Raw genomic sequence first — 16,719 nt, 5'->3', positions numbered from 1 at the left:
GATTTTCGATTTCTTGCATTCCGGCATTTGCCAACAGCCCTCAATGGCCACAGGTGGACATTTCCATGCAAAGCCATGAAGCAAGACTATCCGTGAGTCCGGTTGCCTCTCTCTCCGAAAGTCGCGCCAGTCTCAAAGACGAATTCAAATGCAGCGCCAGAAATGCTGGAGAAAGCGATATGGAGCCGCGTGTCACCGAGCTGGAAACTCACCTGAAGTACATTCGACGCGATATGGACGAAGTCAGGGGAGACGTCAAAGCCATCAAACATCGCCTGGCCTACTCGGCCGGTGCGACAGCGATGGTGCTCGGACTGTTGGGCTGGATTGCCAACAGCCGGTTCGATCAACTGCTTACACTGCTCAGCCGTTGATCAGTTGAAAGGCAGGCACCGTTAAGCGACAGTGCCTGCCTTTCATATGCCTGCAATCAACCAAGAAGTTCGCTGAGTGGAATGAACGGCACCTGGTCTCCCTTGGCCAGGACTCGCCCTTCCTGCACTTCCACCAACCCCTCGGCCCAGGCAGCGCTGCGCAGGACGCCCGAGCTCTGGTTACGGTAGATAATCGCTTGCCCCTGCTCCAGACGTCCGCGCAGAAATTCACGGCGATTACCGGCCTGAGGCCAGGCAAAGCCTGCGGTCACTGAAAACTTCAGTGGTTCGACATCCTGCACGCCCTGGCGACGCAACAGATAAGGTCGGGTCAACAAGGCAAAAGTCACCAGTGTCGAAGCAGGATTTCCCGGCAATCCAATCACAGGGACACCACGAAAATGCCCGACCGTCAGCGGTTTGCCAGGTTTGATTGCCAGCTTCCAGAGCGTCAGCTCGCCCTCTTCCCTCAAGGCGATTCCAAGGAAATCAGCTTCCCCGACAGATACACCCCCGGTTGAAAGAATCAGATCTACATCCTGAAGCGCTCCAAGTCGCGCGCGGGTGGTAGGCAGGTCATCAGGCAGAATACCGGCATCCACCACTTCACATCCCAGGCGCTGCAACCAGCTGCACAACAACACCCGGTTACTGTTGTAGATCTGCCCCGGCCCCAATGCCGTGCCCGGCTCGACCAACTCATCACCCGTGGACAGTACCGCCACACGAACCCGGCGGACTACCTCAAGTCCTGAACAACCCAGCGATGCAGCCAACCCCTGCTCGATCGGACCGAACCGGGTTCCGGCGGGCAATACCAACTCACCGACCGTCGTTTCCTGGCCTTGTGGACGAATGTTCTGCCCGGCCACCATCGCCTCGGTAAAACTCACGCGTTCATCGGCATGAATCTCGGTGTTTTCCTGCATCTCGACACAGTCCGCACCGGCAGGCACCGGCGCGCCGGTAAAGATTCGGGCGCAAGTGCCCGGTTTCAAAGGCTCTGGCGCCTGTCCGGCGAAAATCTTCTGACTGACCGGCAACGGCTCGCCGGTCCAGTCAGCCAGATTCAAGGCATAACCGTCCATGGCGCTGTTCGGCCACGGCGGCAGATCCAGTGTCGAAATCAGATCCTGCGCCAGCACCCGCCCCTGAACCTGAGCCAGTGGCAAAAACTCGTATTCGACAATCCGCGAGCTCTCGGCCATTTCCAGCAACCGCGCGAATGCCTCTTCAACCGGCATCAGGCTGCCGGTCTTGCCCGGCTTACCCACGGGATTCACAAGGCGCCGCCTGTTTCAAATGAGTGACGAAATTGCATGGGCGGTGGCGTGAGTCCAGTTGCTCGGCGAGGATGCCATCCCAACCGGTGCGCACTGCGTTGGTCGAGCCAGGCAGGCAGCACACCAGCGTGCCATTGGCCAGTCCCGCCAAAGCCCGGGATTGCACGGTGGAGGTGCCGATATCGGCCACCGAGATCTGACGAAACAGCTCACCAAAACCATCGACCTGCTTGTCCAGCAGGCAAGCTACCGCTTCGGGGGTGCTGTCACGGCCGGTAAAACCGGTTCCGCCGGTAATCAGCACTACTTGCACGACGTCTTCGGCAATCCAGTGGGCGACTTGCGCACGGATCTTGTAAAGGTCATCTTTGAGCAGCACCCGCTGCGCCAGATGGTGGCCTGCGGCCGTCAGACGGTCGACAAAAACCTGACCGGAAGTATCGGTTTCCAGAGTTCGGGTGTCGCTGACCGTCAGTACCGCGATATTGAGCGGTACGAAAGGTACATCAGCCTTGGCTTTCATAGGCTCGTCCAGTTGTAGGAGAAACAGCCCGGTGTTATATCACAGCGCCCCCTTTTTTCGCCGCCCCTGCAGAGAGCTGCCATGACCTCGAACACGCCATTGTCACCTTGTTCCATCCTGTTGCTGGCAGGTGGGCGCGGTCAGCGAATGGGCGGCCAGGACAAGGGACTTGTGGAATGGCACGGTGAACCGCTGATCGCACATCTGCAGCGCAAGGTTCGCCCGCTGACAGATGATCTGATCATTTCCTGCAACCGCAATCATGAACGCTATGCGCCATTCGCTGACCAATTGGTGAGCGATGACGAGGAAGACTTTCCTGGTCCCCTGGCTGGCATTCGCGCCGGCTTGAAAGCCGCGCGCCATACTCAACTGCTGGTACTGCCCTGCGATGTTCCGCGAATCGATCTTGCGCTGCTGCACAGCATGCGCGAGGCGGCCAGTCTGAATTCTGAAAAACCTTTAATGTTGCGACATGACGATCACTGGGAACCGCTGCTTTGCGTGATCCCGGTGGCGCTCCTGCCCGCTTTCGAAAACGCCTGGAACGCAGGAGAACGCAGCCCCGGCCGGGTGATGCGCACACTTGATGCCCAGGCCCTGGTTTGCCCTGACAACGATCCACGCCTGGCCAATCTCAACACCCCTGAACTGTTGAGTTCGCACAACACTGTGTCAGACTGACAGCATTCAAGGAACTTGCACGCCTTGTATACGTCTCAAGCTCAGTAACCAAAAGAATTTCCCTACGGAGACACACTCATGACTCAACGGACCCTCGCCACTTTCATGCTCGCACTGGGCCTCGCCACCCTCGCCGGTTGCGCTTCGCCAACAGTGATCACCTTGAATGACGGTCGCGAAATCCAGGCTGTCGACGCCCCTAAGTATGATGAAGATTCGGGCTTCTACGAGTTCGAGCAACTGGACGGCAAGCACACTCGCATCAACAAGGACCAGGTCCGCACTGTCAAAGAGCTGTAAGCTTTCAGTTCGACAGCGGATACAGAAAAGCCCGCAACATGCGGGCTTTTTCGTGTCTGACAGATAAGGGTCGATACCCGGGATCACCAGTCCAGTGTGATCCGGCTTTCAAACTCGCGCACCTGCCCTGTGACCGGATCGATGAACCGCAACCCCTGTGCCAGCAGCTTGAGCGGATTGGCATAATCATCCTCGACGTCTTTGAGCACTTCGGGGTAAAACGGATCATTGCAGATGCTCGCCCCCAGCGACGTCATGTGTACCCGCAGCTGATGCTTCTTGCCGGTCACCGGATACAGTCCGTACCGCCATAGTTCGCCGTTCTTTTCACGAACCTCCACCGCCGTTTCGGTGTTACTAACACCTGGTCCTTCCTGCATGCGGAAAAACGGTTCACCGTCAATCATGCGGCTCTTGTGCACCAACGGAAATTCCAGCCCGGGCAGCGCGGCAGCAATGGCTTCATAGCGTTTTTCGATTTGCCGCGTCGGGAACAACGACTGATACGCCGACCGCGTCTGTGGATTGGCAGAGAAAATCACCAGCCCGGCCGTGTGCCGGTCAATCCGGTGCAGCGGTACCAGATGAGGATTGTCCAGGCGCCGGATCAATCGGCGAAGCAGGGTCTGCTCGACGTACTCGCCCGCCGGGGTCACCGGAAGGAAATGCGGCTTGTCGGCCACCACCAGATGCTCGTCCGCGTACAGAATCGTCTCGACCACCGGGATCGGCTTTTCATCCGGCACTTCACGAAAATAGTGAATGCGCAGCCCTTCCTTGTAGGGCAAATCCAGCGGGATCGGCTGACCCTGACCATCGAGCACCCGGCCCCGGGCGATTCGATCCAGCCATTGATCGCGCCCTATGGCACTGAAGTGCTCACACAGACAGTCCAGCACTGTCCGCCAACTACCGGGGGGCAGATACAGCGTGCTGGCCTGATTCTGTGCGGCGGAAAACGTGGGTGTGCTGGACATACGGAAAACTCGAACTCTCAAAGCAGAGCGGCATTATCCAACACCGGACGCAGCAGACCTAGCGCGGAATCAGGCGGGGATCGATTTGAGCGCCGCCGCCTCGGTAAATTCCTTGAGCCAGCGCAACACATCCACGGCATCCCAACGACCCGGATCGTACAAGGCGTACAACAAACCCTGATACCCAACCACATCCAGCTGCTTGTGATAGCCGGCACGCTGGAACAATGCCTCGATCTCGGCAAAGCACGTATTGAAATGAAGCTTGTTGAAGGGAGTCTTGCCTTCCGTGACCAGACCGTCCAGGCGCAATTCGTGGACGGCCTCGCGCACCACGTCAACCGACATCCCGTTCACGCTGCTTTTCAACTGTTCGACATTGACCACGGTTGCTCCCTCTGACATCCGGTTTGGCCTGAGCAATGCCTGAAAACGGCATGGCAGGCCAATCCAATTACTGTATGCGCATACAGTAACCGAATAACCCGAAAGGTGCCAAGCCGTGATTGAGCGAAGGTGACGAATGCCATCAACGCAGAAGAGGAAAAAACCTTAACGCAGGAATGCCACCACCTGATCGGCGCTGAACGGCCACCCCAGTTCCGCGCCGGTATCAACCCTGCGCAGGACAGGGATGCGCAGGCTGTAAGCCTCGAACCACGATTCGTTGTCAGCAATGTCCACCAGTTCCACCAGCAGACCATGCTCGACAAAAGGCATCAGTTCGGCCTCTGCGACTTCACACAAATGGCACCCCAGGGTGCCGAACAACTGGCATTCAGGAAGCATGTGCGTTCAACCCCAAAAATCGAGTGATCATTCTAGGCCCGCTCACAAGGCCCGTCGACCCACCCATCCGGTGCGAAAACCGGCCTTGGCAAAACCCTGACGTAAATCAGCCCACAAAATCGCCGCTTGCGCGATGCTCCGGTGTTTTTTACCTCTACGCTTGAAGAGCCTGATCTGTCCCGGAGTGTCTTGTGTTTGCCAATCTGCTGATCATTCTGGCGTCGTCCCTGGTGATGATTGCCCTGTTCCGTCGCCTGCGCCTGCCACCTGTGCTGGGCTATCTGTGCGTAGGGTTGATGGTCGGGCCGAAGGCGTTCGACTGGATCAATGAAAGCGAACATTTGCCGGATCTTGCCGAACTGGGTGTGGTGTTTCTGTTGTTTTCCCTGGGGCTGGAATTCTCCCTGTCGAAAATGATTGCCCTGCGCAAGGTGGTCTTCCGACTGGGCAGCCAGCAGGTGGTGATCACCACGGTGCTGCTGGGAAGCGTGCTGATGCTGCTGGGCATGCCTGCCACACCGGCCTTGCTGCTGGGCGCCGGCCTGTCGTTGTCATCCACGGCGATTGTGACCAAGGAGTTGGGCAGTCTCGGCGAAATTTTCAGCAGCCATGGCCAGAACGCGATGGGCGTGCTGTTGTTCCAGGACGTGGTGGCAGTGTTGCTGCTGACGCTGGTGCCGGTGTTCGCCGGCAGCAGTGATCAGGCCTGGTACTGGGCGCTGCCCCTGACCTTGTTGAAGACCGTATTGCTGTTCTTCGGTTTGTTGCTGACCAGTCGCTGGCTGCTGCCACGCCTGTTCCAGGAAGTCGCGGCGTCCCGCTCGGCGGAGCTGTTCGTGTTGCTGGCACTGGTCATTGTCCTGCTGACGGCCTGGCTGACCCACTTGCTGGGCCTGTCTCCGGCCCTCGGCGCGTTCCTCGCGGGCATGCTGCTGGGCGAAAGCCACTACCGGCATCAGATCGAGGCCGATATCCGGCCGTTTCGCGACATTCTGCTGGGGCTGTTTTTCGTCAGTATCGGCATGCTGATCGACCTGCAACTGTTCGCCAGTCACAGCCTGCAGATTATCGGCATGACCCTGGGTTTACTGGTGATCAAAGGCCTGGTGGTGACGCTGCTGGTGAAATGGCGCGGCAGCGACAGTGAAACGGCCTGGCGCAGCGGTCTTGCTCTCGCCCAGGGCGGAGAATTCTGCTTCGCCCTGATGGCGCAGATGCAGCAGAACCGGCTGCTCCCCGCCGAGCTCGGCGCCCTGCTACTCGCCGCCACCTTCTGCTCGATGCTGCTGACGCCTTTGCTGTTACGCGCCGCACCGCGCATCGCCGCCACCCTGCACCGCAAACCCAATCAGGAAGCGCAGATCGAGGAAATCAGCGCCCTCAATGCCGGGTTCGACGGGCATGTGGTGATCTGCGGCTACGGCCGTGTCGGTCAGTCGATCGGGCGCTTCATGCGCAATGCCGGGCAAACCTACGTCGCACTGGATAACGATCCGGTGCGAATACAGGAAGCCGCCACCGTCGAACGCGACGTCCACTACGGCGATTCAACCCGCGGCGATCTGTTGACCGCCGTCGGCTTGCTGCGCGCCAGGTTGCTGGTCATTGCCGTGGATCAAGCCGACGTAGCCTTGCGGGTTCTCAAGGAGGCCCGGCGCCTCAACCCGACAGTACCGATTCTGGTACGCACCCGGGATGACAGCCAGTCGGCCGAGCTGAAAGCGGCCGGCGCCAGTGAAGTGGTGCCGGAGCTGCTGGAGTCGAGCCTGATGCTCGGTTCCCATGCGCTGATCCTGCTGGGGTTTCCTGCGCATCGGGTTCAGGAGAAAGTCGATCAGGTGCGCATCGATCGTTATCGCCTGCTTCACGGTTTTTACCCCGGAGCCGACGATGAGGAAACCTAGTCCTGGCTCACCGCGCCGATCTTGTGCAGCGACAGGTCGGCGCCGTAGTACTCCTGTTCCTGGCTCAGGCGCAAACCATGCAGTGCCTTGATCGAACCGTAGACGACAAACCCGCCGATCAGCGCCACCGCCACACCAAGGGCGGTGCCGATCAACTGGCTGATGAGGCTTACGCCGCCGAGTCCGCCCAGCGCGGTCGAGCCGAAGATCCCGCAGGCAATGCCGCCCCACACGCCACACAGACCATGCAACGGCCAGACACCCAGCACGTCATCGATCCGCCATTTGACTTGCGCCGCCGTGAAACACCAGACAAAAAGGGCACCGGCAATCGCGCCGGTCACCAGCGCGCCGACCGGGTGCATCAGGTCGGAACCGGCGCACACCGCCACCAGCCCGGCCAACGGACCGTTGTGCAGAAAGCCCGGGTCGTTGCGCCCGACGATCAACGCCGCCACCGTGCCGCCGACCATCGCCATCAGCGAGTTGACCGCCACCAGTCCGCTGACTCCCTGCAGGGTTTGCGCGCTCATTACGTTGAAGCCAAACCAGCCGACGATCAGAATCCACGAACCCAATGCCAGAAACGGAATGCTCGAAGGCGCGAACGCCACCAGCTTGCCGTCACGATAGCGCCCGTTGCGCGGCCCGAGCAGCAACACCGCCGCCAGCGCCAGCCAACCGCCCATGGCATGCACCACCACAGAACCTGCAAAGTCATGGAAGGCTGCACCGAACTGCGCAGTCAGCCAGGCTTGCAGGCCGTAGTTGCCGTTCCAGATCATGCCTTCGAAAAACGGGTAGATGAACGCTACGATCAGCGCCGTGGCGCACAGTTGTGGCACAAACCGCGCCCGTTCGGCGATGCCGCCGGAGATAATCGCCGGGATCGCCGCTGCAAAGGTCAGCAGGAAGAAAAACTTCACCAGTCCATAACCATGATCGGCACTGAGCACCGCCGCCGGTTGCAGGAAGGTCACCCCGTACGAAAGCCAATAGCCTATAAAGAAATAGGCGAGCGTCGACACCGCGAAGTCGCTGAGAATCTTCGACAGGGCGTTGACCTGGTTTTTCTGGCGAACCGTTCCGACCTCCAGAAACGCGAATCCGGCGTGCATGGCCAGCACCATGACCGCACCGATCAGAATGAACAACGTGTTGGAACTGTGAACCAGTGTGTCCACAGCGCTTTGCAGATTTTCCATGAGGAGGCAGACCCGAAGCTGAAAAAGGCACCAAAGCGGTTCATGCGCACATTTCATGCACCAAGTTGCGCCTGCGCAGTCAGTGATCCGGTCGTTCGGTGAACCGCTTTGGCGCACTAGGTCGATGGGCTGACATGAACCCTCATCGTCCGGGCCATGCTTTGCCCGGGTTCGCGCCCGGCAACAGCGCACTGCTACCGATCGACGCACCACGACACAGCAAAAGTTGTACCAGCCATTTGCACTGAACCTTCACACTTGGCTCATACTCGAACGCTTCAGAACGCTGCTTCAAAACGCCACTTACGGAGATCCCCCATGGCCAGCATCAAGGCAAAGACTGCTCAAGAAATCCTGATGAACGACTTCCAGACGCTGGTCAGCGACACTGAACGGTTGCTGGAACACACCGCCACGCTGGCCGGTGATCAGGCTGACGAGTTGCGCGAGCAAATCCACGAGAGCCTGCTGCGCGCACGGGAAACCCTGAAGTTGACCGAGGAGACTCTGCGCGAGCGCGGTCAGGCTGCGGTCAACGCCACCGAGGAATATGTGTCCGCCAACCCTTGGCAATCGGTGGGCATCGCCGCCGGCGTAGGGTTTCTGATCGGCCTGCTGGCCACGCGGCGCTGATCATGTCGATCGGTGAATCCGGCCCGAACACGGGCACCGCCTCCTCCACACGACGTCTGGGCGCCGCCGTTCTCGGTCTGCTGCACAGCCACGTCGAATTGTTCGGTATCGAATTGCAGGAGCAGAAGTCACGTACCGTCAGCCTGTTGCTGTTCGCCGGCCTCGCGCTGGTGTTTGCGCTGCTGTTGCTGGTTGGCCTGTCGACGCTTGTCCTGATTGTGTTCTGGGACACCTATCGCCTGGCTGCAATCATTGGTCTGTGTGTGTTCTATACCCTGGCAGCAATCTTTTGCGCGCTGCGTCTCAAGGCCGCGATCTTCGATGAATCCTCGCCCTTCCACGGCACGCTGGAAGAATTGGCCAACGACCGGGAGCGCCTGTTGCCATGAGCCTGCCTGAACTTCCGCACAACAGCTCACGCCGGGAAATGCGCAAGGCACTGATCCGTTTGCGCATGGAAATGCATCGTCAGGAAATCCGCCACGAAACCGGCCAGGTCCTGCAACCACTGCAACGCATGCGTGGCATGACGCAAAACCTGCAGGGCGGTTTCGGCATCAAGCACGCGCCGTTATGGGGCGTGGCGGCCGTGACGCTGCTGGGCTTCATCACGGGAAAAGGAGCCAAAAGCGGTGGTGTCGGCGGCTTGACCCGACTGATCCGCCTGGGCACCAGCCTCGCTCCACTGATCAAGCTGGTCATGCAGAGTTCGAGCAAACGCTGACCCTTCGCATCTGGCTGCATTCTTGCAACACCAGCGGGATTGAATCTCTTATCCGGAGATTCAATCCCGCTCGCCTATCCGGCCGGCAGAATTCGACCAGAACAAGAACGACAAGGAGGCCCCGTGATCGACGGGCAACCGCTCGCCTGCTTTCAACCTTTCATCGATACCGCCACCGGACGCATTGCAGGTGTCGAGGCACTGGGTCGTCTGCGCCAGGCCGACGGCCAACTGGTATCGGTCGGACCGCTGTTCGCCGACCCGCGCACCCCGGCCGTCGCGCTGCGCCGACTGGACCGGCAGATCCGGGATAACGCGTTGAGCCGACTGCACGAAGCGCCGCCGGACTGGTTTCTCAGCCTGAACATGTCACCGCGCTGGATCAGTCGCTTGCGTGCCGACCAGGCCTTGCCGAGCCTGAAACAGCTTGCACGGCACGGTATCGATCCACAGCGGATTGTTTTCGAGATTACTGAACTTGGCGGCAACAGCCAGCGCCTGAGCGAAGTCGTGGCCCGCTATCGCGATGCCGGTGCCCGGATTGCCATCGACGATTTCGGCGCCGGCTATTCGCAGCTTGATCGCGTGCTGGCGCTGCAACCGGACATTCTCAAACTCGACATGCGCCTGTTCCAGGCCGCCGCACTTGGCGGCCCGAGCAGTGACGTGGTCAAAGCCCTCGCGCAAATGGCCGAAAAAACCGGCTGCTGGATCATTGCCGAAGGCGTGGAAACCACGGCGCAGCTGAATTTCGCGCTGGAGTGCGGATCGCGCTACGTGCAAGGTTTTCTGTTCGCCCGGGCGCATGAGGCACTTTTCGGCACGGATGACTTCGTTGAGCGCTTTGCCGAGCTGCGCCAGTCCTACGTGCGCCAGAAGCTGGCCGAACGCAGCAGATGGATGTTCATGCGCCAGCAGCTCGGCGAACTCATGACCATCCTGCAAACCTGGGCCCAGGCCCGCGCCCCGCTCAGCGCCCTGCCACAGCTCGACGCCTTCCCGTGGCTGCTGCGCTTTTACCAATGCGATCGTCACGGCACCCAGCTGACGCCAAACCTGGAATGGCGACAAAGCGGCTGGGTCGCCGACAATCGCTACCTGGGCCACAACTGGTCGTGGCGCCCGTACTTCTATCACCTGCTGGCCGAAGGCTGGGAAGAACGGCGCCTGACGCTTTCCAACACCTATCGCGACGCCACCAGCAATCAGTATTGCCTGACCGCCGGACAGTTTTTCGATAACGGCGAGCGCCTGCTGTTGATCGACATCGATGCGGCAGGATTGTAGTTGCGCTTGCAGAGGCCAGCCTGAACCGGGAAGCTAGGGAATCAGTCACCAGACGGAGAGAATCAGCCTTGGATTGGCATACCCTGCTCAACCGCGAACGTCTCGGCAAACCCTTGCACAGCCCGCAGGAACTGGGCCGCAGCCCGTTCCATAAAGACCATGACCGCATCATCTTCTCCGGCGCCTTCCGCCGCCTGGGGCGCAAGACCCAGGTGCATCCGGTGTCGAGCAACGACCACATTCACACGCGCCTGACCCACTCGCTGGAAGTCAGTTGTGTCGGCCGCTCGCTGGGCATGCGCGTCGGCGAAACCCTGCGCCGCGCCCTGCCCGAATGGTGCGAACCGAGCGATCTGGGCATGGTGGTTCAATCAGCCTGCCTGGCGCACGACATCGGCAATCCGCCGTTTGGCCATTCCGGTGAAGACGCGATCCGTCACTGGTTCCAGCAGGCTGCCGGGCGCGGATGGCTGGACGCGATGAGCGACGCCGAGCGCGGCGACTTCCTGAATTTCGAAGGCAATGCCCAGGGTTTCCGGGTGCTCACGCAGCTGGAATATCACCAGTTCGACGGCGGGACACGACTCACCTACGCCACCCTCGGCACCTATCTGAAGTACCCGTGGACCGCGCGACACGCTGACTCCCTCGGTTACAAGAAGCACAAATTCGGTTGCTATCAGAGCGAACTGCCGTTGCTGGAGCAGATCGCCCACAAGCTGGGTCTGCCGCAACTGGAAGAGCAACGTTGGGCACGCCATCCGTTGGTGTATCTGATGGAGGCGGCGGACGACATCTGCTACGCCCTGATCGATCTGGAAGATGGCCTGGAAATGGAGCTGCTGGATTATGCCGAAGTCGAGTCGCTGCTGCTCGGTCTGGTCGGCGATGATCTGCCCGAAACCTATCGCCAGCTCGGCCCGCAGGATTCACGCCGGCGCAAACTGGCAATCCTGCGCGGCAAGGCCATCGAACACCTGACCAACGCGGCCGCCCGAGCCTTCGTCGAACAACAGGACGCACTGCTGGCCGGTACGCTGCCGGGGGATCTGGTGGAGCACATGCACGGTCCGGCCAAGCGCTGCGTGTTGAACGCCAAAGACATCGCCCGCAAGAAAATCTTTCAGGACAAGCGCAAGACCCTGCATGAAATTGGCGCTTACACGACCCTGGAGATTTTGCTCAACGCCTTCTGCGGCGCGGCCCTGGAACAGCACAACGGCCGCACGCCGTCGTTCAAGAGCCGCCGGATTCTCGATCTGCTGGGCAACAACGCACCGGATCCGTACGGTCCTCTACACACATCGTTCCTGCGCATGATCGACTTCATCGCCGGCATGACCGACAGCTACGCCAGCGACATGGCGCTGGAAATGACCGGCCGTTCCAGCCACTGACGCCTGCCCCCCGCCCAATCTGCAATGGATCGGGCGGGTCTTGTGCAATAACGGCGAAAAGACAGACCTTTCCATTTTTATATGTTCAAGAAGGCGAAACCGGAAAACCGATAATAGTTTCAGCATCGACCGCACTGCGCCCCCTCCAAACTTAAACAAGAACAACTCTTGAACATCTCACGCCTCTACCTACGTCAAACCTAGTTAACACGTAGTCTGATTCTTCTTTATTTGTAGGACTTCTCCCTGATTGCTGCTGACGGCCTGCCAGTTCATGCGAGCGTTCATTCATCTGAGCTAAGGTTCGCCCTTTATTTGCGCTCGTATGGGATTTGATTATGAACTCCGTTTTTATTGTCGACGATCACCCGGTCATCCGCCTTGCCGTTCGAATGCTGCTGGAGCATGAAGGTTATAAAGTCGTCGGAGAAACCGATAACGGTGTCGATGCCATGCAGATGGTTCGCGAATGCATGCCCGACCTGATCATCCTCGACATCAGCATTCCCAAACTCGACGGCCTGGAAGTCCTGTCCCGCTTCAACGCAATGAGTTCGCCATTCAAGACGCTGGTATTGACTGCGCAATGCCCGACCCTGTTCGGCATACGTTGCATGCAGTCAGGTGCCTCGGGTTACGTGTGCAAACAGGAAGACCTGAGCGAACTGGTCAGTGCAATCAAAGCCGTACTGTCCGGTTACAACTACTTTCCCAGCCAGGCCTTGAATCCGGTTCGTCAAGATGATGTGCGCTATGTAGAACTTGAACTTTTCAAATCCGTCAATGACCGGGAACTGATGGTGCTGCAATTATTTGCTCAAGGACGCACCAACAAGGAAATTGCCAAAGGCATGTTTCTCAGCAATAAAACCGTCAGTACTTATAAAAAACGCCTCATGCAAAAACTCAAAGCCAAGTCCCTTGTAGAACTTATCGAAATGGCCAAACGTAACGCACTCGTGTGAGAGCCAACATGCCCAGTCGCTTAAAGAGTTTTCTGATTGCATTGAGTGCATGCCTGTGTATCAGCGCACCTGTCACGGTTGCATCGCTTACCTTCCAGGACTTTGTCCTGCTTGCGCGCTCGACCGACAGATCCCTATCGGTGTCGCTCGAGCCCGCGCAGATGGCGTGGCTGCACGCTCGCAATGAGTTGATTCTTGGGGCCTCTGCTCCCGACTATCCGCCCTTCGACATGACCACCAGCGGGCACGACTTCGAGGGATTCACGGCGGACTACGCGGGGCTGGTCGGCCAGGCGACCGGTCTGCCGGTCAAGGTCAGGCGCTTCGCGTCTCGAGAAGCCGCGATTCGGGCATTGATCGACGGCAGCATCGACATGCTCGGCACATCCAACGGCTTCGAAGCGGAAAACCCGGACATCGTGCTGTCCCGCCCCTACGCCGTCGATCAACCGGTGCTGGTGACCCGCGAAGGCGAAACCCGCTCTCTGACCGAAGGCCTGGCCGGTCTGCGGCTGAGCATGCTCTATCACTATCTGCCGCTGGATGAGGTCAAGGCGATGTATCCCAAAGCCCTCATCACGTCCTATCCGTCCTACCAGAACGCAATCAACGCCGTCGCATTCGATCAGGCGGACGTGTTTCTCGGCGACACCATTTCCACGCACTACATGATCAGCAAGGGTTACCTGAACAACATCCGCATGGCCAATTTCGGCAAGCACGAGGCTCACGGGTTCAGCTTCGCCGTGCATCGCAACAACGCACAGCTGGTCAAAATCATCGACACCGTGCTCAAGACTGTCCCTGGCAGCGAGCGCGAAAACATCGCCAAGCGCTGGAGCGTCGGCAGCGACACACTGCTCACAGACCAGAAGCTGCAACTGACCCGACGCGAAGAACAGTGGCTGAAAAGGAATCCGGTGGTAAGTGTGGTCGTCAACGAGGCCTTCGCCCCGCTGACGTTCTTCGACAGTGATGGCAACTTTCGCGGCATCAGTGCCGACCTGCTCGAACTCATCCGCTTGCGCACCGGCCTGCGTTTCGACGTCCGCCGCAGCCGCAACGATGCAGAGATGATCAAGCAGGTTGAAAATCACCAGGCCGACCTTATCGCCGCCCTGCTGCCCACCACTCAGCGCGAGCAAACCCTGACCTTCAGTCGCCCCTACCTGGAAAACTCCTATGTCCTGTTGACCCGAAAAGCGGCCGACAGTCCGACCCACCTGGGTCAGCTCAAGCGCAAACGACTGGCGATCGCCCAGGGCAATCCGATGATCGAATACCTGCGGTCCGAATTTCCACGTATCCAACTGATCGAAACACCCGACACCTTCAGTGCCGTGGCGTTACTCGACGCAGGTCAGGTCGAGGGCGCAGTGAACTCGCTGGTCATCGCCAACTACTTCATCACATCCCGCATTTTCGAACAGCCACTGCAGATCACCACCACCATCGGCACACGTCAGGCGGCCTTCTCCCTGGCCACAGCTCGAGACAACACGGAACTGAGCTCGATCATCGACAAGTCGCTGATGAGCATCACCCCCGAAGAACTGGGCATCATCAATGGTCGCTGGCGTGGCTACTCAAGTGTTTCGCAAGGCGCATGGCATCAGTACCAGCGCTTTTTCTATCAGGCGATCGGCGGCGCCTGCCTGCTGTTGCTGCTGTCGCTGTTCTGGAATGCCTACATGCGCCGCCAGATCAAACAACGCAAGGCAGCCGAACGAGCCTTGAACGATCAACTGGAATTCATGGGCGCACTGGTCAACGGCACCCCCCACCCCATCTACGTGCGTGACCGCCAGGGCGTGCTGAAAAGCTGCAATGACAGCTATCTCCAGGCGTTCAATGCCCGACGCGAAGACGTCATTGGCAAAAGTGTGATGCAGGGGCCATCGAACAATGCTTTCGAAGCCCTGACGTATCAGGCCGACTATCAGCGGGTAATGGCCGAGGGCAAACCGCTGGTGCTCGACCGGCCGCTGCAGATCGGCAACCGGCATCTGACGATCTATCACTGGATCCTGCCGTATCGGGACTCCAGCGGTGAAGTTCAGGGAATCATCGGCGGCTGGATCGACATCAGCGAGCGCCGCGAACTGCTTGATGAGCTGCGCGCTGCCAAGGAGCAGGCGGACGATGCCAATCGGGCCAAAAGTACGTTTCTGGCGACCATGAGCCACGAGATCCGCACACCGATGAACGCCGTGATCGGCATGCTCGAGTTGACGCTCAAGCGCATGGATCACGCTCATCCGGATCGCTCCGGCATCGAAACGGCCTACCATTCTGCCAAGGATCTGCTGGGCCTGATCGGCGACATCCTGGACATTGCCCGCATCGAGTCCGGGCGGCTGAGTCTGAACCCCGAGCGAATCAACCTGATCGATACCGTCGGTTCTGTGGTCAGAATCTTCGAAGGGCTCGCCCGGCAGAAACACCTTTCACTGGCGATGTCCGTCTCTCCGCCGGAACTGGATGTCGATGTACACCTCGACCCGCTGCGCTTCAAGCAGGTGCTGTCGAACCTGATCAGCAATGCCATCAAGTTCACCGAAGCAGGACACATCAAAATCACGCTGGATGTTCAACCCACCGACGATCCGGAACGCTCGATGGTGCAACTGACCGTACAGGACAGCGGCATCGGGATCACGACGCAGGATCAGTTGCGACTGTTCGAACCCTTCGCCCAGGCCGGCAACGGCGGACAACGAACCGTCAGCGGCGCGGGCCTGGGACTGGTCATCAGCCGCAACCTTTGCGAAATGATGGGTGGAAAACTGCGGTTGAGCAGCTTGCCCGGAGTCGGCACACAGGTCAGTGTCTCGCTACCGATGGCCATCCTGCCTGCGCAAGTGGCGAGAGCAGAAGACGAACCGCAGATTCAGGCATCCCTCATCCCCTTGACGGTTCTGGTGGTCGATGACCATCCGGCCAATCGGCTTCTGATGTGCCAGCAGCTGGAGTACCTCGGGCACCGCTTCAGTATTGCCGAAGATGGCCAGCGCGGACTGGAGCAATGGAAGAACGGCGAATTCGATCTGGTCATTGCCGACTGCAACATGCCCGTCATGAACGGCTATGAGCTGACCCGGGCGATTCGTCAGCACGAAATGCTCACCCGCCGCCCGGCGTGCACGGTGCTGGGGTTCACCGCCAATGCCCAGCCGGAGGAAATCCAGCGCTGCAAACAGGCCGGCATGAACGAGTGCCTGTTCAAACCCCTGAGCCTGAACAGCCTGAGCCAATGGGTCGACAGCGTTAAGCCGTTGTTCCGTGCGCCGGTGTTCAATCTGCAAGGGCTCACGCTGCTGACCGGCGGCAACCCCTCCCAGACTCACCGCCTGCTGGCAGAACTGCTCAACAGCAGTCGTCTTGACCGGCAGGAGTTGCAGGCTGTGTCCCTCACACGGGACCGCCCTGCGCTGGCCGTCATCGCACACAAGATCAAAGGCGCCGCACGCATTGCCCAGGCCACACGTCTGATCGACAGTTGCGATGCACTTGAGCAGGCTTGTCAGCAAGCGCTGCCGGGGGACGAGATCGAGCGTCGCTGTCAGGCCAGCCGCCTTGCCATCCTGGAACTGGAGCAGGCACTGGAACAGCAACTGAACCGGATCAGCCAGAGCAAAGTGACCGGGGCTTAACTATGCTTGGACGCTGAGCGG

General features: G+C 59.4%; 17 protein-coding genes. 11 read left to right on the top strand and 6 right to left on the bottom strand.

Features of this window, described 5'->3' with window-relative positions; genetic code table 11:
- The first annotated feature begins 65 nt into the window (after positions 1 to 65).
- Complete coding sequence (locus CAF79_RS29210; RefSeq protein ID WP_170929763.1) at positions 66 to 374, top strand: hypothetical protein; 309 nt, start codon at positions 66 to 68, stop codon at positions 372 to 374.
- A gap of 56 nt (positions 375 to 430) precedes the next feature.
- On the opposite strand, the gene glp is transcribed toward CAF79_RS29210, so the two are convergent.
- Entirely contained in the window at positions 431 to 1,657 is a 1,227-nt protein-coding gene (gene glp, locus CAF79_RS20970) for a gephyrin-like molybdotransferase Glp (protein WP_085700089.1), read from the bottom strand.
- Positions 1,641 to 2,180 carry a molybdenum cofactor biosynthesis protein B gene (gene moaB / locus CAF79_RS20965; protein ID WP_007955742.1) on the bottom strand — a complete coding sequence of 180 codons (540 nt, stop codon included), beginning with the start codon at positions 2,178 to 2,180 and terminating at the stop codon, positions 1,641 to 1,643. The genes glp and moaB overlap by 17 nt, the downstream gene beginning before the upstream one ends.
- An 81-nt stretch (positions 2,181 to 2,261) precedes the next feature.
- On the opposite strand from moaB, the gene mobA reads away from it, so the two are divergent.
- Positions 2,262 to 2,864 carry a molybdenum cofactor guanylyltransferase MobA gene (mobA, locus tag CAF79_RS20960; RefSeq protein ID WP_085700087.1) on the top strand — a complete coding sequence of 201 codons (603 nt, stop codon included), beginning with the start codon at positions 2,262 to 2,264 and terminating at the stop codon, positions 2,862 to 2,864.
- A 78-nt stretch (positions 2,865 to 2,942) separates the two neighbouring features.
- A complete protein-coding gene (locus CAF79_RS20955) occupies positions 2,943 to 3,164 on the top strand; it encodes a YgdI/YgdR family lipoprotein (protein ID WP_039770418.1) in 222 nt (73 codons plus the stop codon).
- 83 nt (positions 3,165 to 3,247) lie between these two features.
- On the opposite strand, the gene CAF79_RS20950 is transcribed toward CAF79_RS20955, so the two are convergent.
- The 3 genes from CAF79_RS20950 to CAF79_RS20940 form a co-directional block, all read right to left on the bottom strand.
- Positions 3,248 to 4,141, bottom strand: coding sequence for a pseudouridine synthase (locus tag CAF79_RS20950; protein WP_085700085.1), 894 nt, complete (start codon positions 4,139 to 4,141; stop codon positions 3,248 to 3,250).
- Positions 4,142 to 4,210: 69 nt separating this feature from the next.
- On the bottom strand, positions 4,211 to 4,528 hold the full coding sequence (locus CAF79_RS20945) for a hypothetical protein (protein ID WP_007955735.1): 318 nt from the start codon (positions 4,526 to 4,528) through the stop codon (positions 4,211 to 4,213).
- Positions 4,529 to 4,693: 165 nt separating this feature from the next.
- A complete protein-coding gene (locus CAF79_RS20940) occupies positions 4,694 to 4,930 on the bottom strand; it encodes a glutaredoxin family protein (protein WP_085700083.1) in 237 nt (78 codons plus the stop codon).
- 191 nt (positions 4,931 to 5,121) lie between these two features.
- On the opposite strand from CAF79_RS20940, the gene CAF79_RS20935 reads away from it, so the two are divergent.
- On the top strand, positions 5,122 to 6,834 hold the full coding sequence (locus tag CAF79_RS20935) for a monovalent cation:proton antiporter-2 (CPA2) family protein (protein ID WP_085700081.1): 1,713 nt from the start codon (positions 5,122 to 5,124) through the stop codon (positions 6,832 to 6,834).
- Here CAF79_RS20935 and CAF79_RS20930 read toward each other — a convergent pair.
- Entirely contained in the window at positions 6,831 to 8,039 is a 1,209-nt protein-coding gene (locus tag CAF79_RS20930) for an ammonium transporter (RefSeq protein ID WP_085700079.1), read from the bottom strand. The genes CAF79_RS20935 and CAF79_RS20930 overlap by 4 nt on opposite strands.
- Before the next feature lie 318 nt (positions 8,040 to 8,357).
- Between CAF79_RS20930 and CAF79_RS20925 the strand changes: the two genes are divergently transcribed.
- The 7 genes from CAF79_RS20925 to CAF79_RS20895 all read left to right on the top strand — a co-directional run bounded on the left by CAF79_RS20925 (position 8,358) and on the right by CAF79_RS20895 (position 16,698).
- Positions 8,358 to 8,672, top strand: coding sequence for a YqjD family protein (locus CAF79_RS20925; RefSeq protein ID WP_085700077.1), 315 nt, complete (start codon positions 8,358 to 8,360; stop codon positions 8,670 to 8,672).
- Between the two features lie 2 nt (positions 8,673 to 8,674).
- The gene (locus CAF79_RS20920; protein WP_085700075.1) at positions 8,675 to 9,061 is read left to right on the top strand and encodes a phage holin family protein; all 387 of its coding nucleotides are present in this window, start codon (positions 8,675 to 8,677) and stop codon (positions 9,059 to 9,061) included.
- The gene (locus CAF79_RS20915) at positions 9,058 to 9,396 is read left to right on the top strand and encodes a hypothetical protein (protein WP_064598290.1); all 339 of its coding nucleotides are present in this window, start codon (positions 9,058 to 9,060) and stop codon (positions 9,394 to 9,396) included. Before CAF79_RS20920 ends, CAF79_RS20915 begins: the two co-directional genes overlap by 4 nt.
- A 123-nt stretch (positions 9,397 to 9,519) precedes the next feature.
- Positions 9,520 to 10,683, top strand: coding sequence for an EAL domain-containing protein (locus CAF79_RS20910; protein WP_085700073.1), 1,164 nt, complete (start codon positions 9,520 to 9,522; stop codon positions 10,681 to 10,683).
- A gap of 68 nt (positions 10,684 to 10,751) precedes the next feature.
- Complete coding sequence (locus CAF79_RS20905; RefSeq protein ID WP_085700071.1) at positions 10,752 to 12,080, top strand: deoxyguanosinetriphosphate triphosphohydrolase; 1,329 nt, start codon at positions 10,752 to 10,754, stop codon at positions 12,078 to 12,080.
- A gap of 338 nt (positions 12,081 to 12,418) precedes the next feature.
- Entirely contained in the window at positions 12,419 to 13,045 is a 627-nt protein-coding gene (locus CAF79_RS20900) for a response regulator transcription factor (RefSeq protein WP_085700069.1), read from the top strand.
- Between the two features lie 8 nt (positions 13,046 to 13,053).
- Positions 13,054 to 16,698 carry a transporter substrate-binding domain-containing protein gene (locus CAF79_RS20895; protein ID WP_085700067.1) on the top strand — a complete coding sequence of 1,215 codons (3,645 nt, stop codon included), beginning with the start codon at positions 13,054 to 13,056 and terminating at the stop codon, positions 16,696 to 16,698.
- Positions 16,699 to 16,719: the final 21 nt, after the last annotated feature.

The sequence above is a fragment of the Pseudomonas sp. B26(2017) genome (genome assembly GCF_002113045.1).
In the GTDB taxonomy this organism is placed as follows: domain Bacteria; phylum Pseudomonadota; class Gammaproteobacteria; order Pseudomonadales; family Pseudomonadaceae; genus Aquipseudomonas.
Note: the sequence above shows the minus strand (reverse complement) of the source record. Positions and strands in the feature narration are given on the sequence as shown.